Origin of the sequence: Staphylococcus sp. McC-251-APC-3A2 (genome assembly GCF_009695665.1) — a bacterium.
Lineage (GTDB): Bacteria > Bacillota > Bacilli > Staphylococcales > Staphylococcaceae > Staphylococcus > Staphylococcus cohnii.
In genome coordinates, this window is the sequence record NZ_VUNO01000001.1 from 587,052 (window position 1) to 607,463 (window position 20,412).

18 protein-coding genes are annotated in these 20,412 nt (G+C 33.2%); all 18 read right to left on the minus strand.

Annotated elements, in window-relative coordinates:
• Positions 1-78: 78 nt before the first annotated feature.
• Complete coding sequence (locus tag FYJ81_RS02900) at positions 79-1,779, minus strand: proline--tRNA ligase (protein WP_154409277.1); 1,701 nt, start codon at positions 1,777-1,779, stop codon at positions 79-81.
• A 17-nt stretch (positions 1,780-1,796) separates the two neighbouring features.
• The gene (gene rseP / locus FYJ81_RS02905) at positions 1,797-3,083 is read right to left on the minus strand and encodes an RIP metalloprotease RseP (protein ID WP_107384964.1); all 1,287 of its coding nucleotides are present in this window, start codon (positions 3,081-3,083) and stop codon (positions 1,797-1,799) included.
• 306 nt (positions 3,084-3,389) lie between these two features.
• On the minus strand, positions 3,390-4,166 hold the full coding sequence (locus FYJ81_RS02910; protein WP_107384731.1) for a phosphatidate cytidylyltransferase: 777 nt from the start codon (positions 4,164-4,166) through the stop codon (positions 3,390-3,392).
• A gap of 17 nt (positions 4,167-4,183) precedes the next feature.
• Entirely contained in the window at positions 4,184-4,945 is a 762-nt protein-coding gene (locus tag FYJ81_RS02915; RefSeq protein ID WP_107384730.1) for an isoprenyl transferase, read from the minus strand.
• A gap of 227 nt (positions 4,946-5,172) precedes the next feature.
• Positions 5,173-5,727 carry a ribosome recycling factor gene (frr, locus tag FYJ81_RS02920; protein WP_107384729.1) on the minus strand — a complete coding sequence of 185 codons (555 nt, stop codon included), beginning with the start codon at positions 5,725-5,727 and terminating at the stop codon, positions 5,173-5,175.
• A 16-nt stretch (positions 5,728-5,743) separates the two neighbouring features.
• Entirely contained in the window at positions 5,744-6,466 is a 723-nt protein-coding gene (gene pyrH, locus FYJ81_RS02925; RefSeq protein WP_019468449.1) for a UMP kinase, read from the minus strand.
• A gap of 134 nt (positions 6,467-6,600) precedes the next feature.
• A complete protein-coding gene (gene tsf / locus FYJ81_RS02930) occupies positions 6,601-7,479 on the minus strand; it encodes a translation elongation factor Ts (RefSeq protein ID WP_107384728.1) in 879 nt (292 codons plus the stop codon).
• Positions 7,480-7,572: 93 nt separating this feature from the next.
• Positions 7,573-8,364, minus strand: coding sequence for a 30S ribosomal protein S2 (rpsB, locus tag FYJ81_RS02935; RefSeq protein ID WP_040030607.1), 792 nt, complete (start codon positions 8,362-8,364; stop codon positions 7,573-7,575).
• A gap of 382 nt (positions 8,365-8,746) precedes the next feature.
• Positions 8,747-9,520, minus strand: a complete 774-nt coding sequence (gene codY, locus FYJ81_RS02940; protein ID WP_107384727.1) for a GTP-sensing pleiotropic transcriptional regulator CodY — start codon at positions 9,518-9,520, stop codon at positions 8,747-8,749.
• 23 nt (positions 9,521-9,543) lie between these two features.
• On the minus strand, positions 9,544-10,956 hold the full coding sequence (hslU, locus tag FYJ81_RS02945) for an ATP-dependent protease ATPase subunit HslU (protein WP_107384726.1): 1,413 nt from the start codon (positions 10,954-10,956) through the stop codon (positions 9,544-9,546).
• 111 nt (positions 10,957-11,067) lie between these two features.
• Positions 11,068-11,610 (minus strand): ATP-dependent protease subunit HslV, encoded by a 543-nt coding sequence (gene hslV, locus FYJ81_RS02950; protein WP_107384725.1) that lies wholly within the window; start codon positions 11,608-11,610, stop codon positions 11,068-11,070.
• 3 nt (positions 11,611-11,613) lie between these two features.
• Positions 11,614-12,504: a tyrosine recombinase XerC gene (gene xerC, locus FYJ81_RS02955; RefSeq protein ID WP_154409278.1), complete on the minus strand. Its 891-nt coding sequence runs from the start codon at positions 12,502-12,504 to the stop codon at positions 11,614-11,616.
• Positions 12,505-12,623: 119 nt separating this feature from the next.
• Positions 12,624-13,931, minus strand: coding sequence for an FADH(2)-oxidizing methylenetetrahydrofolate--tRNA-(uracil(54)-C(5))-methyltransferase TrmFO (trmFO, locus tag FYJ81_RS02960; protein WP_107384723.1), 1,308 nt, complete (start codon positions 13,929-13,931; stop codon positions 12,624-12,626).
• A 149-nt stretch (positions 13,932-14,080) separates the two neighbouring features.
• Positions 14,081-16,147, minus strand: coding sequence for a type I DNA topoisomerase (gene topA, locus FYJ81_RS02965; protein WP_154409279.1), 2,067 nt, complete (start codon positions 16,145-16,147; stop codon positions 14,081-14,083).
• 193 nt (positions 16,148-16,340) lie between these two features.
• Entirely contained in the window at positions 16,341-17,213 is an 873-nt protein-coding gene (gene dprA / locus FYJ81_RS02970) for a DNA-processing protein DprA (protein ID WP_154409280.1), read from the minus strand.
• A 227-nt stretch (positions 17,214-17,440) separates the two neighbouring features.
• On the minus strand, positions 17,441-18,346 hold the full coding sequence (sucD, locus tag FYJ81_RS02975; RefSeq protein WP_019468459.1) for a succinate--CoA ligase subunit alpha: 906 nt from the start codon (positions 18,344-18,346) through the stop codon (positions 17,441-17,443).
• A 21-nt stretch (positions 18,347-18,367) separates the two neighbouring features.
• Complete coding sequence (gene sucC / locus FYJ81_RS02980) at positions 18,368-19,534, minus strand: ADP-forming succinate--CoA ligase subunit beta (protein ID WP_019468460.1); 1,167 nt, start codon at positions 19,532-19,534, stop codon at positions 18,368-18,370.
• A gap of 107 nt (positions 19,535-19,641) precedes the next feature.
• Positions 19,642-20,412 (minus strand): ribonuclease HII, encoded by a 771-nt coding sequence (locus tag FYJ81_RS02985; protein ID WP_107384720.1) that lies wholly within the window; start codon positions 20,410-20,412, stop codon positions 19,642-19,644.

A 20,412-nucleotide genomic window follows, 5' to 3' on the forward strand; every position in this document is an offset into this window, starting at 1 on the left:
AAAATTATATTTGCTTTTAATTGTTTAACATACATATCATTCGTCATAGCAATTACTTTCTAAAAGTAAATTGCTGAATTATATACTTAGGTATAAATCATTAATATAACGATTTAAGTTATCAATTTGAACATCTTCACTTTCACCTGTATCACGTCGTTTAACTTCTACGATACCTTCTGCAGCATTTTTGCCAACTACTACTCTAATTGGTAACCCAATTAAATCAGCATCATTAAATTTAACACCTGCACGTTCTTTACGGTCATCATATAGTACATCGTATGTTTCTTTTAATTGTGTATATAGTTGATCGGCCAATTCACGTTGTTCTTCTTTTTTAGGGTTGATTGTAATTAAGTGTAAATCAAATGGCGTCACTGATTTAGGCCATATAATACCATTTTCATCATTATTTTGCTCAACAATCGCACTTAAAGTTCTAGAAATACCTACACCATAACATCCCATTAATAAAGGTTTGGCTTTGCCTTGATTATCTAAGAATGTTGCATTCATTGCTTCAGAATATTTTGTACCAAGTTTAAATACTTGCCCGACTTCAATTCCTTCAGCAAATTTAGCGACACCTGACCCATCAGCTAAGGCTTCACCTTCTAAAATAAATCTAAAATCGCCATACGCTTCTATTTCAAAGTCACGCCCTACATTTGCATTCAATAAATGGTAACCATCTTCGTTAGCGCCTACAACAATATTATTTAAATCTTTTATAAAGTTATCAGCATATACTTTGATATTTTTATCAAAAATTGGCCCAAGTGAACCAGGAGATGCACCTAATAAATTTTTTATTTCATCTTCTGTTGCTAATTCGATGTGATCAGTACCAAAGAATGCTTTTAATTTCACATCATTAATTTCATGGTGACCACGTATAAGTACCATAATAAATTCACCATCGACATTAAATACCATAGATTTTGTAATTTCATCCAATGGTTTTTCTAAAAATGTTGCTAATGCTTGTGCTGTGTGTACTTGAGGTGTTTCTATTTTTGTTAATGATGCTACATCATCATGTTTTTCATTAGGATGATATACAACCTCAGCTTTTTCAATATTGGCAGCATAATCACTATTTTCACTATAAACAATTGTATCTTCACCAATTTCACTTAAAGCCATAAATTCATGTGTATGACTTCCACCAATAGCACCTGAATCTGCAACTACTGGTCGTGCATTAATTCCGACACGTTTAAATATGCGATCATAAGCGTGATACATATCTTGGTATGTTTCATCTAAAGAAGTTTCATCTGCATGAAACGAATATGCGTCTTTCATAATAAATTCACGACCACGTAACAGTCCAAAACGAGGACGTTTTTCATCTCTAAATTTAGATTGTATTTGGAATAAAGTAAGTGGTAATTGTTTATATGATTTAAGCTCATCTCTTATCACAGACGTTATAAGCTCTTCATGTGTTGGCCCAAGTGCAAACTCACGACCATGTCTATCTTTTAAACGCATCAGTTCTGGACCATATGCATTCCAACGACCTGATTCTTCCCATAGTTCTGCTTTTTGTAACGCCGGCATTAAAATTTCCACAGCATCAATACGTTCCATTTCTTGTCTTACAATTGTTTCAATGTTATTCAAAACTTTTGCAGCTAACGGTAAATAGCTATATATGCCGCTCGTACTTTGTTTAATTAATCCTGCTTTTAGCAAAAGTCTATGACTTAAAGCTTCAGCTGCAGCCGGTACTTCTTTCATCGTTGGTATAAATACTTTAGATTGTTTCATTTACATGCTCTCTCCTTTTATAAGAAATAACGTTGAATGTCATTCCATGTCACTAAGACCATAACAATTAATACAAATACTGCACCAATCGCTATAATGGTAGTTTCTGCTTTTTTGTTTAATGGCTTTCTGAAAATCGCTTCATATATTACGAATAAGATACGTCCGCCATCAAGTGCTGGGACTGGTAATAAATTCATCAACCCTAAATTGACACTGAGCAATGCTGTCCAAGAAATTAAATTGATAATGCCTGTTTTAACAACAGAATCAACCGTATGGTAAATACCGACAGGACCATTTAACATATCAAATGAAAATTGACCTGTAAAAATGCTCGCAATCATACTTAAAATCGCAGTAAATATCAGTTTCCCAGCTACAATTGTTTGTTTTACACCTTCAGCAATAGGTTTAAATACTGTATGTTCAGTAGAAGCAGTATAGCCTAATAAATATTTTGTTTCTGAATGTGTTTTAGTTACTTTTTGTTCGTATTTTTTCGGTTTTACTTGTAAATTTTCTGTTTTGCCATCTCGTTCTACTTTAATTTGCGTCTTTTTGTCTTTAACCTGTGACATTGCTTGATCTATATCAGATTTACTATCGATAGATTTGTCATCAATTTTCACGATAGTGTCACCTGTTTTTAAGCCAGCGTGCGCTGCTGGACTATCTTGCGCAACTTTATCAACTGTATTTGTTGGTGTACCTTGATAATAAGCTAAGCCAATAAATAATACTAATGTAAGTAAGAAGTTAAATAAAGGACCCGCAAACAGTGTTAAGAATTTTTGATAAGGTTTCTTGTGTGTAAATTGTCGGTTTTTAGGAGCAATTTGAATTAAACTACCATTTTCAACAAAGTAAGCTTTGTCAGCAATCTGATAATGATGTCTTTGCTGATCATAAGCAGTTACACCTTCTATATATAAATCCTCTTTAAAATCACATTGTTTAACTTCCATTGCTTCAATTTGTTGGAATTTGTGTTGATCATCTAAAATGATGTGTGTGATTTCATCTTTATCATTTAATTTTATCTTTACATGCATACCTGGTTGAACGGGTGGTTCTTCCAACCCGTCACCTGCCATTCTTACATATCCTCCAACTGGCAATAAACGAATGGTATATAAAGTTTCATTTTTTCTAAAACTGAAAATTTTTGGCCCCATTCCAATTGCAAATTCTGGGCACATAATGCCAGCTCTTTTTGCAAAAAACATATGACCGTATTCATGAACCGTTACAAGAACACCAAATACGATTATAAAAGAAATAATTGTCACTAGAAAACTCAAATTGATACACCTCATATTTTCCGTAAGATTGTTCCATTATTTTATATTATTATAATATACAAGAAATTTAATGCTTTTGATTATAAAATTATAACATAACACTACCGACTGATACACGTAACTTTATACAGTATAAAAAATTTTCACGACTTACCTCTTAAATATATACGATTCATTTTATAAACTTATGAAAAGGAGTTAAAAATTTAAATGTCTCATGTGATCAATCATCAACATTTAAATTAATAACTCCTTTTATTTTTCAATTATACAATTTTAAAAGCACATCATTTCTTTCAAAATCACTTAAATTAAAAATATATTTAATAATGGTAAAACAAACATAAAACTATCGAATCGGTCTAATATTCCGCCATGACCAGGTAAAATACGTCCAGAATCCTTCACACCAAAATGGCGTTTAAAACCTGACTCCACTAAATCACCTAGCTGACCAAACATACTCAAAATAACTGTACATAATAGCAATAACCATATTGCAATATTAAAGTCTATAAACATCACCATTATAAGTGGAACAATCAGACTACAAATAATACCACCTATGAATCCTTCAATTGTTTTATTAGGACTGATTACTGGCCATAATTTATGTTTGCCCATTAATCTACCAAAAATGTATGCACCAGTATCAGTAGACCACACAATTAAGAAAGCTAACAGTATGTAATGTAATCCCTCTGATCTTGTTTCATAAAGATACATAAAACCTATGCCTACATAAGCTATAGACATTAAACAAAAAGCAGCATCCATAAAACTAAATCTATTTTTAGATAACACAGTATAACTTAATAAAATAAAACTCATTGCTATCAAAGATTTTAATTGTAAATCATTCACCCATGTACCTGCTTCTTGCGGTATCATAATAATTAAAATTCCTAATGCACTTATAATTCCTGGGATGGATAAGAACTTTATCATATTCATATTTAACAATTCCTTGAGACCTATAAACGCTAATAAATATGAAAAAAGCATTAGTACAAGCCCACCCTTTAACAATACAGGTAGAAAAACAATAAGTGCTATTATTGCTGTTAAAGTTCTAACTTTCATACTATTCTCCTAACTATCTATAATCCCCCAAAACGTCTTTGACGAGATTGATAAATTTTAATACAGTTTATTAATTCTTCTTTGTCAAAATCTGGCCAAAATTTTTCATTGAATATAAATTCACTGTAAGATACTTGCCAGATAAGAAAGTTACTAATTCGTTGTTCACCTGAGGTTCTAATTAAAAGGTCTGGATCAGGATAATGGTGGGTCATTAAATGTTCGTTAATCAATTGTTCTGTAATATGTTCACTGGATAAGCCTTCTGAAGATAATTTTTCATAAATTGATTTTACACTATGGACAATTTCAGCACGTCCGCCATAGTTAATTGCAAAAATCAGTTTTAAACCTGTATTATCTTTGGTTTGGTCTTTTGCTTTATTTATAGCTTCAAGTGTTGCTGTTGGTAAATCATTTAAAAAACCAATGGTTTCTACTTTAACATTATTTTCTATTAATTCTGGTAAAAAGGTTTTTAAGAAATTAACTGGTAGGTTCATAATATAATTAACTTCATTTTTAGGTCTAGTCCAATTTTCAGTTGAAAATGCATACAACGTTAAATATTTAATACCTAAATCACTAGCTTCTTTAGTTATTTTTTTGATCGTTTGCATACCTTGGTAATGGCCTTTTATTCTAGGCAGCTTTCTTTGTTTAGCCCAGCGTCCATTGCCATCCATAATAATTGCTATATGATTAGGTACATTATGTAAATCCAAGCCAATGTTGGATTCGTTAGGCTGATTTTTTTTCTTGTTTAGCTTTTTAAACATGGTATTTCCTCCGAGCGTTATCATCTCTGCTTTTTATATTAGCTTCTAAATGCAATTATCTATCATTTTATCATACTAGATAAGCGCAATGAATAAACAAATAAAAAAACTGTACCAAAGTCTGATTTGATACAGTTCAGATAAATTTATAATATGCTTTATTTTCAATATCAAACAACTAAAAGATAGATATTTACTCACAAAAAGTCATATCATAATTACCATGTTTATACTGACATAATATCTTGTTCTTTTTCTTCTAATAATTTATCAATGTCATTTATAGAATCGTCAGTTATTTTTTGAACTTCATTTGTTTGAGTTCTTAGGTCATCTTCAGTGATGTCACCATTTTTCTCTTGTTTTTTAAGCTCGTCATTCGAATCACGACGCACATTTCTAACTGCAACTTTAGAATCTTCGCCAATTTTTTTAACTTCTTTTACAAGCTCTTTACGACGTTCTTCTGTTAATGCAGGTACACTTATACGGATTACTTCACCATCACTAGATGGATTCACACCTAGGTTTGCTGCATTAATGGCTTTTTCAACATTAGCCACTGATGATTTATCGTATGGTGAAATGACTAAAAGACGCGCTTCTGGCACACTGATACTAGCAAGTTGCTGTATAGGTGTTGGTGCTCCATAATAATCAACAGTAACACCATTTAAAAGGTTTGAATTTGCTCTACCAGCACTAATGTTGGCTAATTCTCTTGAAAGACTATCAATTGATTTTTTCATCTTTGTTTTCGTGTCATTAATTATGTCACTCATATTATACACCTCTAAATTATTTTGTAATTAATGTTCCTATTTTTTCACCCATAACAGCACGTTTGATATTCCCTTCTTCTGTAATAGAGAACACATTCAATGGAATATTGTTATCCATACAGAAAGAAGATGCTGTTGAGTCCATGACTTGTAATCCTTCTTGTAACATTTGAATATGTGTTAAATGTTCATATTTAACTGCATTTTCATCTTTTTTAGGATCTGCAGAGTAAACACCATCAACATTATTTTTGCCCATTAAGATAACATCTGCTTCTACTTCAGCAGCACGCAGAGCTGCAGTTGTGTCAGTTGAGAAGTATGGATTACCTATGCCAGCTGCAAATATCACAACTCGTTTTTTCTCTAAGTGTCTAATTGCACGACGACGAATATAAGGTTCTGCAACTTGTTTCATCTCTATAGAAGTTAACACACGTGTATCACACTCTAATTGTTCTAGACTATCTTGAAGTGCTAAAGCGTTCATGACAGTAGCCAACATACCCATATAATCGGCTGTGCCACGATCCATACCAAGGTCACTACCAGTTTTACCTCTCCAGATATTTCCTCCACCAACAATCACTGCAATCTCACAATCCATTTTTGCTACCTCAGCTACTTGTTGAGCAACACTTTTAATAATTATCGGATTAATCCCGAATCCGTCTTCACCTGCTAGTGCTTCACCACTTAATTTTAAAACGACACGTTTATATTTAGAAGTTTGAGCCATTGTCTTATCCTCTCTATTGTGAAAATATGTATTTGATACAAGTAAAGAAGACACAGTAGAACTTCCAATATAAAAGTAAGTCTTTCATACGGAGCACAAAAAGGTGTCTTCTTTCTTGTTCAAACTATGAAAAATTATTTCATTTGTCCTTTTACTTCGTCAGCAAAGTTTTCTTCACGTTTTTCCATACCTTCGCCTACTTCATAACGTACGAAGTCAACTAGTTTTCCACCTTTTGATTTTAAGAAAGCTTCAACTGTTTGATCAGGATCTTTAACAAAGTTTTGGTCAACTGCACAAATTTCTTGTAAATATTTACGTAAACGACCTTCAACCATTTTCTCAACGATTTTTTCTGGTTTTCCTTCGTTTAAAGCTTGTTGTTTCAATACTTCTTTTTCATGAGCAATTTCATCTTCACTTACTTGTTCAGATGAAACATATTTAGGGTTAATCGCAGCAATATGCATAGCTACATCTTTAGCAGCATCGCTATCAGTAGTACCTTCAACAACTGTTAATACACCGATACGTCCACCCATGTGTAAATATGAACCAAATGCATCACTATCTGATTTTGTTCTAACTGCAAAACGACGGATACTTAATTTTTCACCGATTGTAGAGATTGCTTCTTTCATGCGTTGATCTACAGATTTACCGTCAGCTAATTCAGATTCTAATAAAGCTTCAACAGTATCTACTTTACTATCTAACACTTGGATAGCAATTTCTTTTACTAATTCTTGGAAACCTTCGTTACGTGCTACGAAGTCAGTTTCTGAATTAATTTCTACGATTGCTGCTTCATTTCCTCTTTCTTCTACATGTACTAGTCCTTCTGCAGCGATACGGTCAGCTTTTTTAGCTGCTTTTGCAATACCTTTTTCACGTAGGTAATCAATAGCTTTATCAATATCACCATCAGTTTCTGTCAACGCTTTTTTACAATCCATCATACCAGCGCCAGTTTTTTCACGTAATTCTTTTACAAGTTTAGCTGAAATTGCCATTTCATATTCCTCCATTATTTAATGAATTTTAATATATTTATTTTAAAAAAAGGTGATAAGCTTATATATCTTATCACCCATTTTACATTATTCTTAGTTTGATTCAACAGAAGTGTTTTCTTCAGTTGTTTCTGCTTCAGTAGCTTCTTCTTTTGATTCATTTAAATCAATGTTTTGTTCAGCTGCTACTTCTTCATTTGATACACCTTGTTGACCTTCTAAGATTGCATCTGCCATTTTACCAGTTAATAATTTAACGGCACGGATAGCATCATCGTTTGCAGGGATAACATAATCGATCTCATCTGGATCACAGTTAGTATCCACAATACCAACGATTGGGATGTGTAATTTACGTGCTTCAGCAATTGCGTTGCGCTCTTTACGAGGGTCAACTACAAATAATGCTTGAGGCATAGATTTCATATCACGAATTCCGCCTAAGAATTTAATTAAACGGTCATATTCTTTTCTAAGTTCTACTACTTCTTTTTTAGGTAATACTTCGAATAAGCCATCTTCTTCCATTTTTTCAATTTCAGAAATACGTTTGATACGTTTTGAAATTGTTTTATAGTTAGTTAAAATTCCACCTAACCATCTTTGGTTAACGTAGAATTGACCAGCACGTTCTGCTTCAGCTTTTACTGATTCTTGTGCTTGTTTTTTCGTACCAACGAATAAAACTTTTCCGCCATCTTCTGAAATTTGTTTGATAAAGTTGTAAGCTTCTTCTACTTTCTTCACTGTTTTTTGTAAGTCGATAATGTAGATACCGTTTCTTTCAGTGAAGATGTATCTTTTCATTTTTGGGTTCCAACGGCGTGTTTGGTGACCGAAGTGAACACCTGCTTCTAGTAATTGTTTCATTGAAATTACTGCCATAAATAAAATCCTCCTATTGGTTTTTTACCTCCATAAAAAGCTCATATAAACACGATAATAAGTTATCGCACCCTTTATACTTCCGCTCTTTATGTGCGTATTGGCTTAATAGCCGTGAATAAATATATCATATTCATACATATAAAGCAATAGTTCAGCTTATAATTTCTCATTAATAATGGCATGGTCTCAAGTTGTATTTTTACAAATTCAGATAACACGATTCCACCCCAGTATGAGATGCTTAATATGAAATGCTTAAGTTTAAAAATGACATTGTATTTATTTTTTACATATTTATCAAATCAACGCATAACGCATGGATATACAAAATGATGTGAATAGTGTAAATACCAAATGTGCGAATTAGCTATTCTACGTTTTATTTTATTCTATCTAATTCATCTAAGAATTTTTCTTTTTTAACTTTAATAAACGTACCTTTCATACCTAATGAACGTGATTCAATAACTCCTGCACTTTCTAACTTACGTAATGCATTAACAATCACAGAACGTGTAATACCAACTCGGTCAGCTACTTTAGACGCAATTAGCAAGCCTTCTTTACCACCTAGCTCTTCAAAAATATGTTCAATAGCTTCACTTTCTGAGTATGATAACGAATTGATTGCCATATTGATTGCAGCTTTATCTCTTGCTTCTTGTTCAACTTCATTATGTTTTTCACGCAGAATTTCCATACCAATAACTGTAGCCGCGTACTCACCTAAAACGAGATCGTTTTCAGAAAAATCGTCTTGTACACGCCCAAGTACTAACGTACCTAGTCTTTCTCCCCCACCTAGTATTGGAAAGATAGTTGACTTACTATCTTTAAATACATCTTTATTTTCAGGTGGGAAAACTGAAAGAGCACTTTCAATACCAATGTTAGATTCTGTCTCTTTTACATCCATTAACTTGTCAGTATATTCTACAGGTATATGTCTATTTTCTAACATTTGAATAATACGTTCATTTTTTAACAATTCATTTAAACTTGATCCTAAAATTTTACCTTTTCTTGACACAATAAAAACATTTGTCACTGTTACACTGCTTATTGTTTGTGCGACGTCTTTAAAGTCTACAGCAATTCCTTTGTGCTTTTGCAAAAGTGTATTTAATTCTCTTGTTTTTGATAATAAGCTCATATTACTTCTCCTTTTTGTTTGTATTATAAAATAAATGCACTTAAATCTTTATTTGTTGAAATTGATTTCAACTTATCATCAACATATTGAGGTGTGATATCTACGACAGCATGTGGCATGCTCGGTGCTTCAAACGATAAATCTTCCAACATTTTTTCAAGTATTGTATGCAATCTACGCGCGCCAATATTATCTGTATCTTGATTAACTTGAAAAGCAATTTCTGCCAGACGTTTAATCGCTTCTTCAGTAAAATTAACTGTTACTTGCTCTGTTTGAAGTAGCGCTTCATACTGTTTAATTAATGATAATTTAGGTTCAGTTAAAATGCTTACAAAGTCTTCCACAGATAGGCTTTCTAATTCAACACGAATTGGGAAACGACCTTGTAATTCAGGTATTAAATCACTTGGTTTTGAAACATGAAATGCTCCTGCGCCAATGAATAGCATATGTTCAGTATTAACAGTACCATATTTGGTTTGAACCATGCTACCTTCAAGTATAGGTAAAATGTCTCTTTGAACACCTTGTCGTGAAACGTCTTGACCTGAATTTTGATTGTTCGTAGCCACTTTATCTATTTCATCAATAAAAATAATTCCCATTTGTTCAGCTAGCTCAATCGCTTCTTGGTTGGCAGTTTCTTGATCAATCAATTCATCAGCATATTCATCTGTCAAAATATTTCGAGCTGTTTTGACTGGTACTTCTCTTTCCACTTTTTTCTTAGGCATAAGTTGGTTCATCATATCTTGCATTTGTTGATTTTGATTTGTTCCTAACATACCTAAGGCACCTGGGTCTTGCTCGACTTTTAATCTCACTTTTTCTTCTTCAAGTTCACCATTTAATAATTGTTGTTTAATTTCAGAACGCTTTGTTTTGATTTCTTCTGTTGGTGTATCTTCTTCATCATCTTCATTATTTTGACCAAAATTGGGTATTGCTCCACCAAAAAGAGACTCTAAAGGGTTATTACTATTACTGCTATTCGCTTTCTTCTTCATACTTGGTACTAAAAGTTTAACTAATTTTTCATTTGCTTTATTTCTCGCTTCATCTTTAACTAACGCTTTCTTTTGATCTTTAACTAATCTAACAGCAATGTCAACCAAGTCTCTAACCATACTCTCAACGTCACGACCAACGTAACCTACTTCTGTAAATTTCGTAGCTTCTACTTTAATAAAAGGTGCGCCAACCACTTTAGCCATACGTCGCGCAATTTCCGTTTTCCCTACACCAGTTGGTCCAATCATTAAAATATTTTTAGGTGCAATTTCTTGTTTCTCTTCATCAGAAAGCAAGCTCCGTCTATATCTATTTCTTAATGCTACTGCTACCTTGCGTTTAGCGTCATCTTGACCGACTATATATTCGTTAAGTTTTGAAACGATATCTTTTGGCGTTAATTTAATACCATTCGACTCCATAAGATAAATACCTCCGTTACTATATTTTCTTCAAAAACTCGTCATTTATTATGCATTTATTTCATAATTTTTTAGTTTTTGTTATTTCTACTTACGTTAAAACATGAATTTTTAAAGTTCTTCTACTACGATTTGGTCATTCGTGAATACGCAAATATCTGATGCAACTTTCAAACTTTCATAAGCCATCTCGCGCGCGCTTAAATCTGTCGCATGACGTTTTAATGCTCTACCTGCACTTAGGGCATAGTTACCACCTGATCCAATTGCAATCAAATCATCATCTGGTGCAATCACTTCCCCAGTACCACTCACCACAAGGATGGAATCTTTATCCATAACAATAAGCATTGCTTCTAGTTGTCTTAACTGTTTATCGCCTCTCCATTCTTGCGCTAATTCGACAGCGGCTCTTTCCAAATTACCACTAAACTGTTGTAATTTTGTCTCGAACTTTTCAAACAGTGTAAATGCATCTGCCACACTACCTGCGAATCCTGCTAACACTTTATCATTATATAAGCGTCGAACTTTTCTAGCGGTTTTCTTCATAATCACTTGTTCTCCAAGTGTTACTTGACCATCACCAGCCATTGCCGAATGTCCATTATGTTGTACTGCGAAAATAGTTGTCGCATGAATAGATGTACTCATATATTAATTCTCCTTCTTTGCACGAGGATGTGCATTTAAATATACTTTTTTAAGCTGTTCATTCGTAACATGTGTATAACGACCTGTCGTCGATAAATTAACATGTCCTAATAACGATTGCACTGTTCTTAAGTCAGCGCCTTGATTTAACATATGTGTAGCAAACGTATGTCTTAATTTATGCGGATGTATATCTGTCACACCTGCAGTTCGTTTCACTACATCATTCAACACATAACGAACGCCACGCTCAGTGATAGGCGCACCGTTCATATTAACTAACAAATAATCGTGTTCGGTACTTTTTTTGGGTCTAAATATTTCTAAGTAATGTTCAATGCTCTGTTTACAAAATTCGCCGAAAGGGATAAACCTTTCTTTACCACCCTTACCTAAAACTTTAACACCTGGCAAATTCATGTCCAAATCTTGTTCTTTGATATTTACTAATTCTGAAACCCTAATCCCAGTTGCATATAAAAGTTCCAAAATAACACGATCTCTTAAACCTTTTTTTAAATCTTGCTCTACTGTTTTAAATAATGCTTCCATTTCTTCTTCATAAAAGAAATGCGGCAAATACTGTTCTTTTTTCGGATGAACTAATTGTATAAATGGATTTATAACACTTTCATCTTGTACCATCCAATACTCATAAAAACTTCTCAGCGTAGAAATTTTACGAGAAACCGATGTTCTTTTCAAGTTTTTTGAATATAAAAAGCTTAAGTAATTTCTTGCATCTTTATATTCAAAATTAGCTAAGCTTAAATGCTCTTGATTTAAAAAATCATTAAATTGTTCTAAATCATCATGATATGATTTTAATGTATGATCTGAAAAATGCCGTTCTACTTTAAGCATATATAAATAAGCTTGTTGGATTTCTTCCAATAAAAACCCCTCCATCGATATAAATTGTAGCATATCGATGGAGGGAACTGCGAAAAATAACTATTAAATTGAGAAAAACTTTTTTTAATTTTCTGAATCACTTTTTCATTCTATTAAAATCATAATGTTTCTTTAAAGTTGTCCAAATATGATAAAGCTCTATGAGCGAGTTGTTCATATCTTATTTTTTTATCTTTAATTTTTTCATCTAAAACTGGTAGCAAACCAAAATTAGCATTCATCGGCTGGAAGTTTTTTTCATTTTTTGCATGAGCAATATAATAAGCCATGCTACCTAACATTGTTTCTCTAGGGAAAATAACCTTTCCTCTATTTTTAATTTTATGTGCTACGTTAATACCAGCAATCAAACCACTTGCCGCACTTTCTACATAACCTTCTACACCAGTCATTTGGCCAGCAAAGTGAAGTGTTTCTTTTCCTTTTAATTCATAAGTCTCCGTAAGTACATCAGGAGAATTAATAAATGTATTTCTATGCATAACACCATATCTAACGATTTCAACATTTTCTAAACCCGGTATCAATCTAAGCACTTCTTTTTGTGCACCCCATTTTAGATGTGTTTGAAACCCTACTAAATTATACAAAGTACCAGCAGCATCGTCCTGACGTAATTGTACAACAGCATATGGTATTTCACCAGTCTTAGGATCTTCCAAGCCAACTGGTTTCATTGGACCAAACAATAACGTTTTACGTCCACGTGCTGCCATTACTTCAAATGGCATACAACCTTCGAAATATTTTTCTTTTTCGAATTCATTCACAGGTGCTACCTCTGCTGCTAATAAAGCATCATAAAATTTATTAAATTCTTCTTCGGTCATAGGACAATTTAAATAAGCCGCTTCACCTTTATCATAACGTGATTTTAAATAAACTTTATTCATGTCAATACTGTCTTTTTCAACAATCGGTGCTGCAGCATCATAAAAATATAGCTGATCTTCACCTGTTACATCAACAATTTCTTGTGCTAATTGATCTGTTGTTAGTGGACCAGTAGCAATAATAGTATATCCTTCAGGTATCGTATTAATTTCTTTATTCATTACAGTTACATTCGGGTGATTTTTCAACGTTTCAGTAATATAACCTGCAAAATCATGTCTATCTACAGCAAGTGCTCCACCAGCAGGTACACGTGCTTTATCTGCTGCGGTTATAACGAGAGAATCCATTCGGCGCATTTCTTCTTTTAATACACCCACGGCATTAGTTAGCGCATTGCCACGTAATGAATTGGAACATACTAATTCAGCAAACTTATCTGTATGATGTGCTGGAGTTTGTTTAACCGGCCTCATTTCAATTAAATTTACTTTTATGCCTCTTTGCGCTAATTGATAAGCGGCTTCTGAGCCAGCTAAACCAGCTCCTACAACATTGACAATTTGAGTCATATATTATCCTCCTATACAAAAAAATAGCAACTACGATACTAATTTATAAGTTTAATAACATATCTCTACATTATAAATATGAATCGTAAGTTGCTAAATATTATTAAAAAAATACTTTCTTTTCCTAATAATCAATTTATATATAATTGTTATTTTTGTTCTTCTTCTTTGTAATCACAGTTTGAGCAAATAACCTGACTTTTACGTCCTTGTTTTTTCTCAACTAAATAGTGTTCACATTTTGGACAATCACGTCCAATTGGTTTATCCCAAGTCACAAAATCACATTCAGGATATTTAGAACAACCATAGAAGATACGATTTTTCTTAGACTTACGTTCAACGACATCGCCCTCTTTACATTTAGGGCAAGTCACACCAATTGTTTTGACGATTGCTTTTGTATTTCTACAATCAGGGAAGTTAGAACATGCCATAAATTTACCATATCGACCCATTTTTATAACCATAGGTGCACCGCAAACTTCACAATCTTCTCCAGCAGGTTCGTCCTTAATTTCTATTTTTTCCATTTCTTCTTCTGCACGTTCAACATCTTGTTTAAAGCTATTATAGAAATCTGAAATAACTTTTTTCCATGCTATCTCACCTTCTGCAACTTTATCGAGTAATGTCTCCATATTAACTGTAAAGTCTACATCAATAATTTCAGGGAAGTATTCTTTAACTTGTTCATGAACAATTTCACCTAATTCGGTAGGAACAAAACGCTTACTCTCATTTTTAACGTAGTTTCTTTTTTGAATTGTATCAATTGTAGGTGCATAAGTTGATGGACGTCCTATTTTCATTTCTTCCAAGGTTTTTACTAATCTTGCTTCGGTATAACGTGGTGGAGGTTGTGTAAAATGTTGTGAAGGTTCAATATTTGTTGCTGTAACCATTTCACCTTCATTTATATTAGGTAACTTATTTTCTTTACCTTCATCTCCATCATCTTTTGTTTCTACATATAAAGTCATAAAACCTTTGAATTTGATTGTTTGTCCATTGGCTCTAAATTTCAAATCATTTTGCGTTAAATCTAATGCTACCGTATCTAAAATAGCTGGTGCCATTTGACTTGCCACAAAACGCTCCCAAATTAATTTATATAATCTATATTGATCCCTAGTTAAATAATTTTTCATTTCGCTAGGTGTACGCAAAGTACTAGATGGTCTAATAGCTTCGTGGGCATCTTGGTCTCCTTGACCTTTAGATTTACGATTTGAGGTATATTCATTCCCATAAGTATCTTGAATATAACCTTTAGCTTCACTCTTGGCTTGTTCAGAAATCCTAGTAGAATCTGTACGCATATAAGTGATTAAACCAACTGTACCTTGTTTTTTCAAGTCGATACCTTCATATAATTGTTGAGCAAGCATCATTGTTTTACGCGCTTTGAAACTCAATTTTCTTGCAGCTTCTTGTTGTAGTGTTGAAGTCGTAAATGGATTTGCAGGATAACGCGTCTTCTCTTTTTTTGTTACTTTTGTAACTTCAAATTGATCTCCATCAAGCTGTGATGTAATCGTCTCAACTTCATTTTTATTAGTTAATTTGTATGGTTTGTTTTTATAATGTAAGAATTTAGCACTAAATTTTGATTTTTTATATCTAAATTCCCCTTCTATTTTCCAATATTCTTCTGGCTTGAAATTTCTGATTTCATTTTCACGATCTATGACTAATCTTAAAGCGACTGATTGTACGCGACCCGCAGAAAGTCCTTTTTTAACTTTCTTCCATAAAACAGGTGAAATATTATAACCTACTAAACGGTCTAAAATTCTTCTAGCCTGTTGTGCATCCACGAGTTCCATTTCTATGCCCCTAGGATGTTTAAAACTTTGTTTTACTGCATCTTTTGTTATTTCATTAAATACTACTCTATTTTCAGTTGAGTCTTCTAAATTTAATATATTCGCTAAATGCCAAGCAATTGCCTCACCTTCACGATCGGGGTCACTTGCTAAGAATATATTTTTTGCTTTCTTAGCATGTTTTTTTAATTCCTTAACAACAGGACCCTTGCCACGTATAGTAATATATTTGGGTTCATAGTCATTTTCTACATCTACGCCCATTTGGCTTCTTGGCAAATCTCTTACATGCCCCATAGATGCGATAACTTTATATTTTTTACCTAAATATTTTTCAATGGTTTTAGCTTTTGCAGGCGATTCAACTATGACTAAATTTTCTGCCAAAGTAGTTACCCCCTTGCATTTCTAATTACAAAGATAAATGATAAACGGTCTATTTTGTTTTTGTCAATGTTTTTAATTTTAAATTCATTTAAACAAAGGCATATTTAGCTTTAATTATTGGAAAAGACACCGATTATTCACATCTTTTTTATAAATCAAAAAGTATTCTCGCACAATTTTATTTATATCAATTTTAGACAAAATCATCTATGATATCTTTCGGTGAAATTACAATTTTTGCGCCTTCTTGTGCACTCATTAGGTTGCCCATTGTCATATTATTAAACATTGAACCTGGTAAAACATATACTTCTCTATTTTGTTCTAATGCGCAATTTGTTGTAATTGAAGTGCCACTTTTAATTGTAGATTCTGTTATCAATACACCTTTCGAAAGACCACTAATCAATCTATTTCTTTCTGGAAAATGGTGTTTAAGCGGTTTTTGATAAGGCAGATATTCACTAATGACTAATCCTGTTTGTTCTAACTGTTTCCTAAGTTTTTGCGTCGATTTTGGATAATGATTAAGGTGGCCAAAGGCTAACACTGCAATAGCTGACATATGATTTTCTATAGCGTATTGATGTGCTACTTGGTCTGCACCTTCTGCTAATCCAGAAACGATAGTTAAATTCTTCTTTTTAAATGAAGGAAAAAGGAATTTCAGAGCATCCCTTGTATAATCAGTAGCATGTCTAGAGCCGACAATTGCAAGGTTTTGATCACGTGCAGTTAACGCGATATCTCCTTTATAAAAAAGTATGAACGGGGGATCGTGTATTTCACGAAGTAAATTTGGATAAGATGGATGGTTAATTCCAATAAAATTAATATTCCATTTATATAATTGCATCAGTATAGCATCAATATGATAGTTAACAAAATCATGATATATTTGATATTTCTTTTGAGATTTAGTAGTTGATAAATATAGTTTTAATATTGTTTGTTGTTCACGCTTAGTGTATGACAGAAAATTGCTTTTAAATTTAAGTAACCGATGTATTTGCTGTGTGGACAGTCCTGAGAAACGTAATTTTAAAAATAGATAATCTGTGTTCATATATCGTGCTCCTTTATAAAATCATTATAAAGTAAATCGATATAAAGTCAGTTTACAAATTAAATTCATTTACACTACATTTGTAATCTATTTTTAAAAAGAAATTTAAATGAGTACAGTACATAATCTTCATATCATACAAAATTCATACACTTAAAATAGCACAAACTCCAACATATTTTGGGAGTTTGTGCTCATTTTTAATACTATTTTATTGTTAATTTATACTATTTAACAGTAAGTAACTGTTCATAGATACCTGCTTCTTTTGCAGCATCAATTAACGTAGTACCAATTTCTGATGGTGTATCTGCAGTCTTCACACCACAACTATTTAATGTTTTGATTTTCTCATCTGCAGTACCTTTACCACCAGAAACAATTGCGCCAGCATGACCCATACGTTTTCCTGGAGGCGCTGTTTGGCCACCAACGAAACCTACAACAGGTTTATTCATATTAGCTTTAATCCACTCAGCAGCTTCTTCTTCTGCTGTACCGCCAATTTCACCAATCATAACAACTGCTTTCGTTTCATCATCTTCATTAAATTGTTTTAATACATCGATGAAGTTAGTACCGTTAACTGGATCTCCTCCGATACCTACTGCAGTAGTTTGACCAATGCCTTCTTCAGTCAACTGATGTACAGCTTCATAAGTCAATGTACCTGAACGTGAAACTACGCCCACATGACCTTTTTTGTGTATATAACCAGGCATGATACCAATCTTACATTCGTCTGCAGTAATAACACCTGGACAGTTTGGTCCAATAACACGTGTTTTCTTACCTTCTGAATAACGTTTCACTTTAACCATGTCGATAACTGGAATATGCTCTGTGATACATATAGCTAGATCTAACTCAGCTTCAATACATTCTAAAATAGCATCTGCTGCAAATGGAGCAGGTACATAGATTACTGAAACGGTTGCACCAGTTTCTTTTTTAGCTTCTTCAACAGTATTGAAAACTGGTACGCCTTCAACCACTTGTCCACCTTTACCTGGAGTTACCCCTGCAACAATTTGCGTACCATATTCAAGCATTTGTTTTGTATGGAAAAGTGCAGTAGACCCTGTGATACCTTGTACAATTACTTTTGTATTTTTATCTATCATTACGCTCATCTTAGCGTTCCCATCCTTTCCTTACGCTTCTTTTACAAGTTTTACGATTTTTTGTGCGCCTTCTGCCATTGTTGCAGCCGGTTCAATAGCTAATCCTGATTCTTTTAGAATTTCTTTACCTCTTTCAACATTTGTACCTTCTAAACGTACAACTAACGGTAAAGTTAATTCTACTTCTTTAACTGCAGCAACAATACCTTCAGCAATAATGTCGCATTTCATAATGCCACCAAAGATATTAACAAAGATACCTTTTACGTTTTCATCACCCAATATGATTTTAAACGCTTCAGTAACTTTTTCTTTCGTTGCGCCGCCCCCTACGTCAAGGAAGTTCGCCGGATTACCACCAAAGTGATTGATTGTATCCATTGTCGCCATTGCAAGACCAGCACCATTTACCATACAGCCAATGTCGCCATCTAATGCAATGTATGATAAATCATATTTAGAAGCTTCGATTTCTTTTGGATCTTCTTCTTCTAAATCGCGTAATTCTTGGATATCTTTATGTTTAAATAACGCATTGTCATCAAAGTTGAGTTTTGCATCTAATGCAAGTACTTGCCCATCACCTGTAGTTACAAGTGGGTTAATCTCAACTATTGAACAATCCTTTTCAATAAATACATTATAAAGTGATACTAAAAACTTAGCTGCTTTATTAATAGATTCTTTAGGAATATTAATATTGAAAGCAATTCTTCTTGCTTGATAAGGTGCTAATCCAACAACTGGATCAATTGTTTCTTTGAAGATTTTTTCGGGTGTTTCAGCAGCAACCTTTTCAATTTCAGTACCGCCTTCTTCTGATGCCATCAAAGTTACTCTATCAGTTGCACGATCAATTACAAATCCAACATAATATTCTTTTTGAATATCGCAGCCTTCTTCTATGTAAAGGCGCTTAATCTCTTTACCTTCTGGTCCAGTTTGATGTGTTACTAATGTTTTTCCTAACAATTCTTTTGCATATGTTTCCACTTCAGATAGTGATTTTGCAATTTTAACACCGCCTGCATTACCTCTACCCCCGGCGTGAATTTGCGCTTTTACAACATATACATTTGAATCTAATTCTTTTGCCTTTTCAACTGCTTCTTCAACAGTAAATGCTACACGTCCTTCTGGGACAGCAACGCCCATTGAACGAAATATTGCTTTACCTTGATACTCGTGGATATTCATTCTCCATCCTCCTGTTTCTTAGGTTAAGTTCATATTTAATTATAGGAAATGAAAGCGCTATTGTAAACTGATTTAAACTACTTATTTCAATTCTTTTAATTTTTAGATTATTTATAAAGTGATTTAATTGGTTGAAATGTTTTTCTGTGGACATTTAAAATGCCGTGATTTTTAATTGCATCTAAGTGTTGCTGAGTACCATAGCCAACGTTTTTTTCAAACCCATATTCTGGAAATTTTTGGGCAAGCTGAGTCATATACCTGTCTCTATTTTCTTTGGCTAAGACACTTGCTGCAGCAATCGATACACTTTTAGCATCACCTTTCACAAGAGATGTTTGATCGATATTTGTTTCTAAAGTCATCGCATCAATGAGTAAATGTGTTGGCTGAACTGACAGCCCATTAATAGCACGTTTCATAGCTAATTTTGTCGCTTCATAAATATTGATTTCATCAATTTCCTCTACAGTAGCATAGCCGAATGCATAAGCATGTAATTCCTCTAATAATTGACGTTCTAATACTTTTCTTTTTTTGGCAGTAAGTTGTTTCGAATCATTAAGACCTGTAAAGTGATGATCATGATTTAATATCACCGCACAAGCGACAACTGGTCCTGCAAGTGGACCTCTCCCTACTTCATCAATACCACAAATTATCGCACTTTCATCATTTGCTAATATTTGATTTTCATAAAATGTCATGGCTTGATATTGATTTAATAATTGTTGTTCTTTATCTAGTTGTTTTATTCTTGTTGCTATTGCTTTTTGAACCCCAATACGTTCATCCTTATAAAATGGTTGAAGTTGAATGTCGCTTGTGTTGTGTAACGTTGCTAATTGGTCTTTAATTTCTTTTATCGTTTGCTTCAT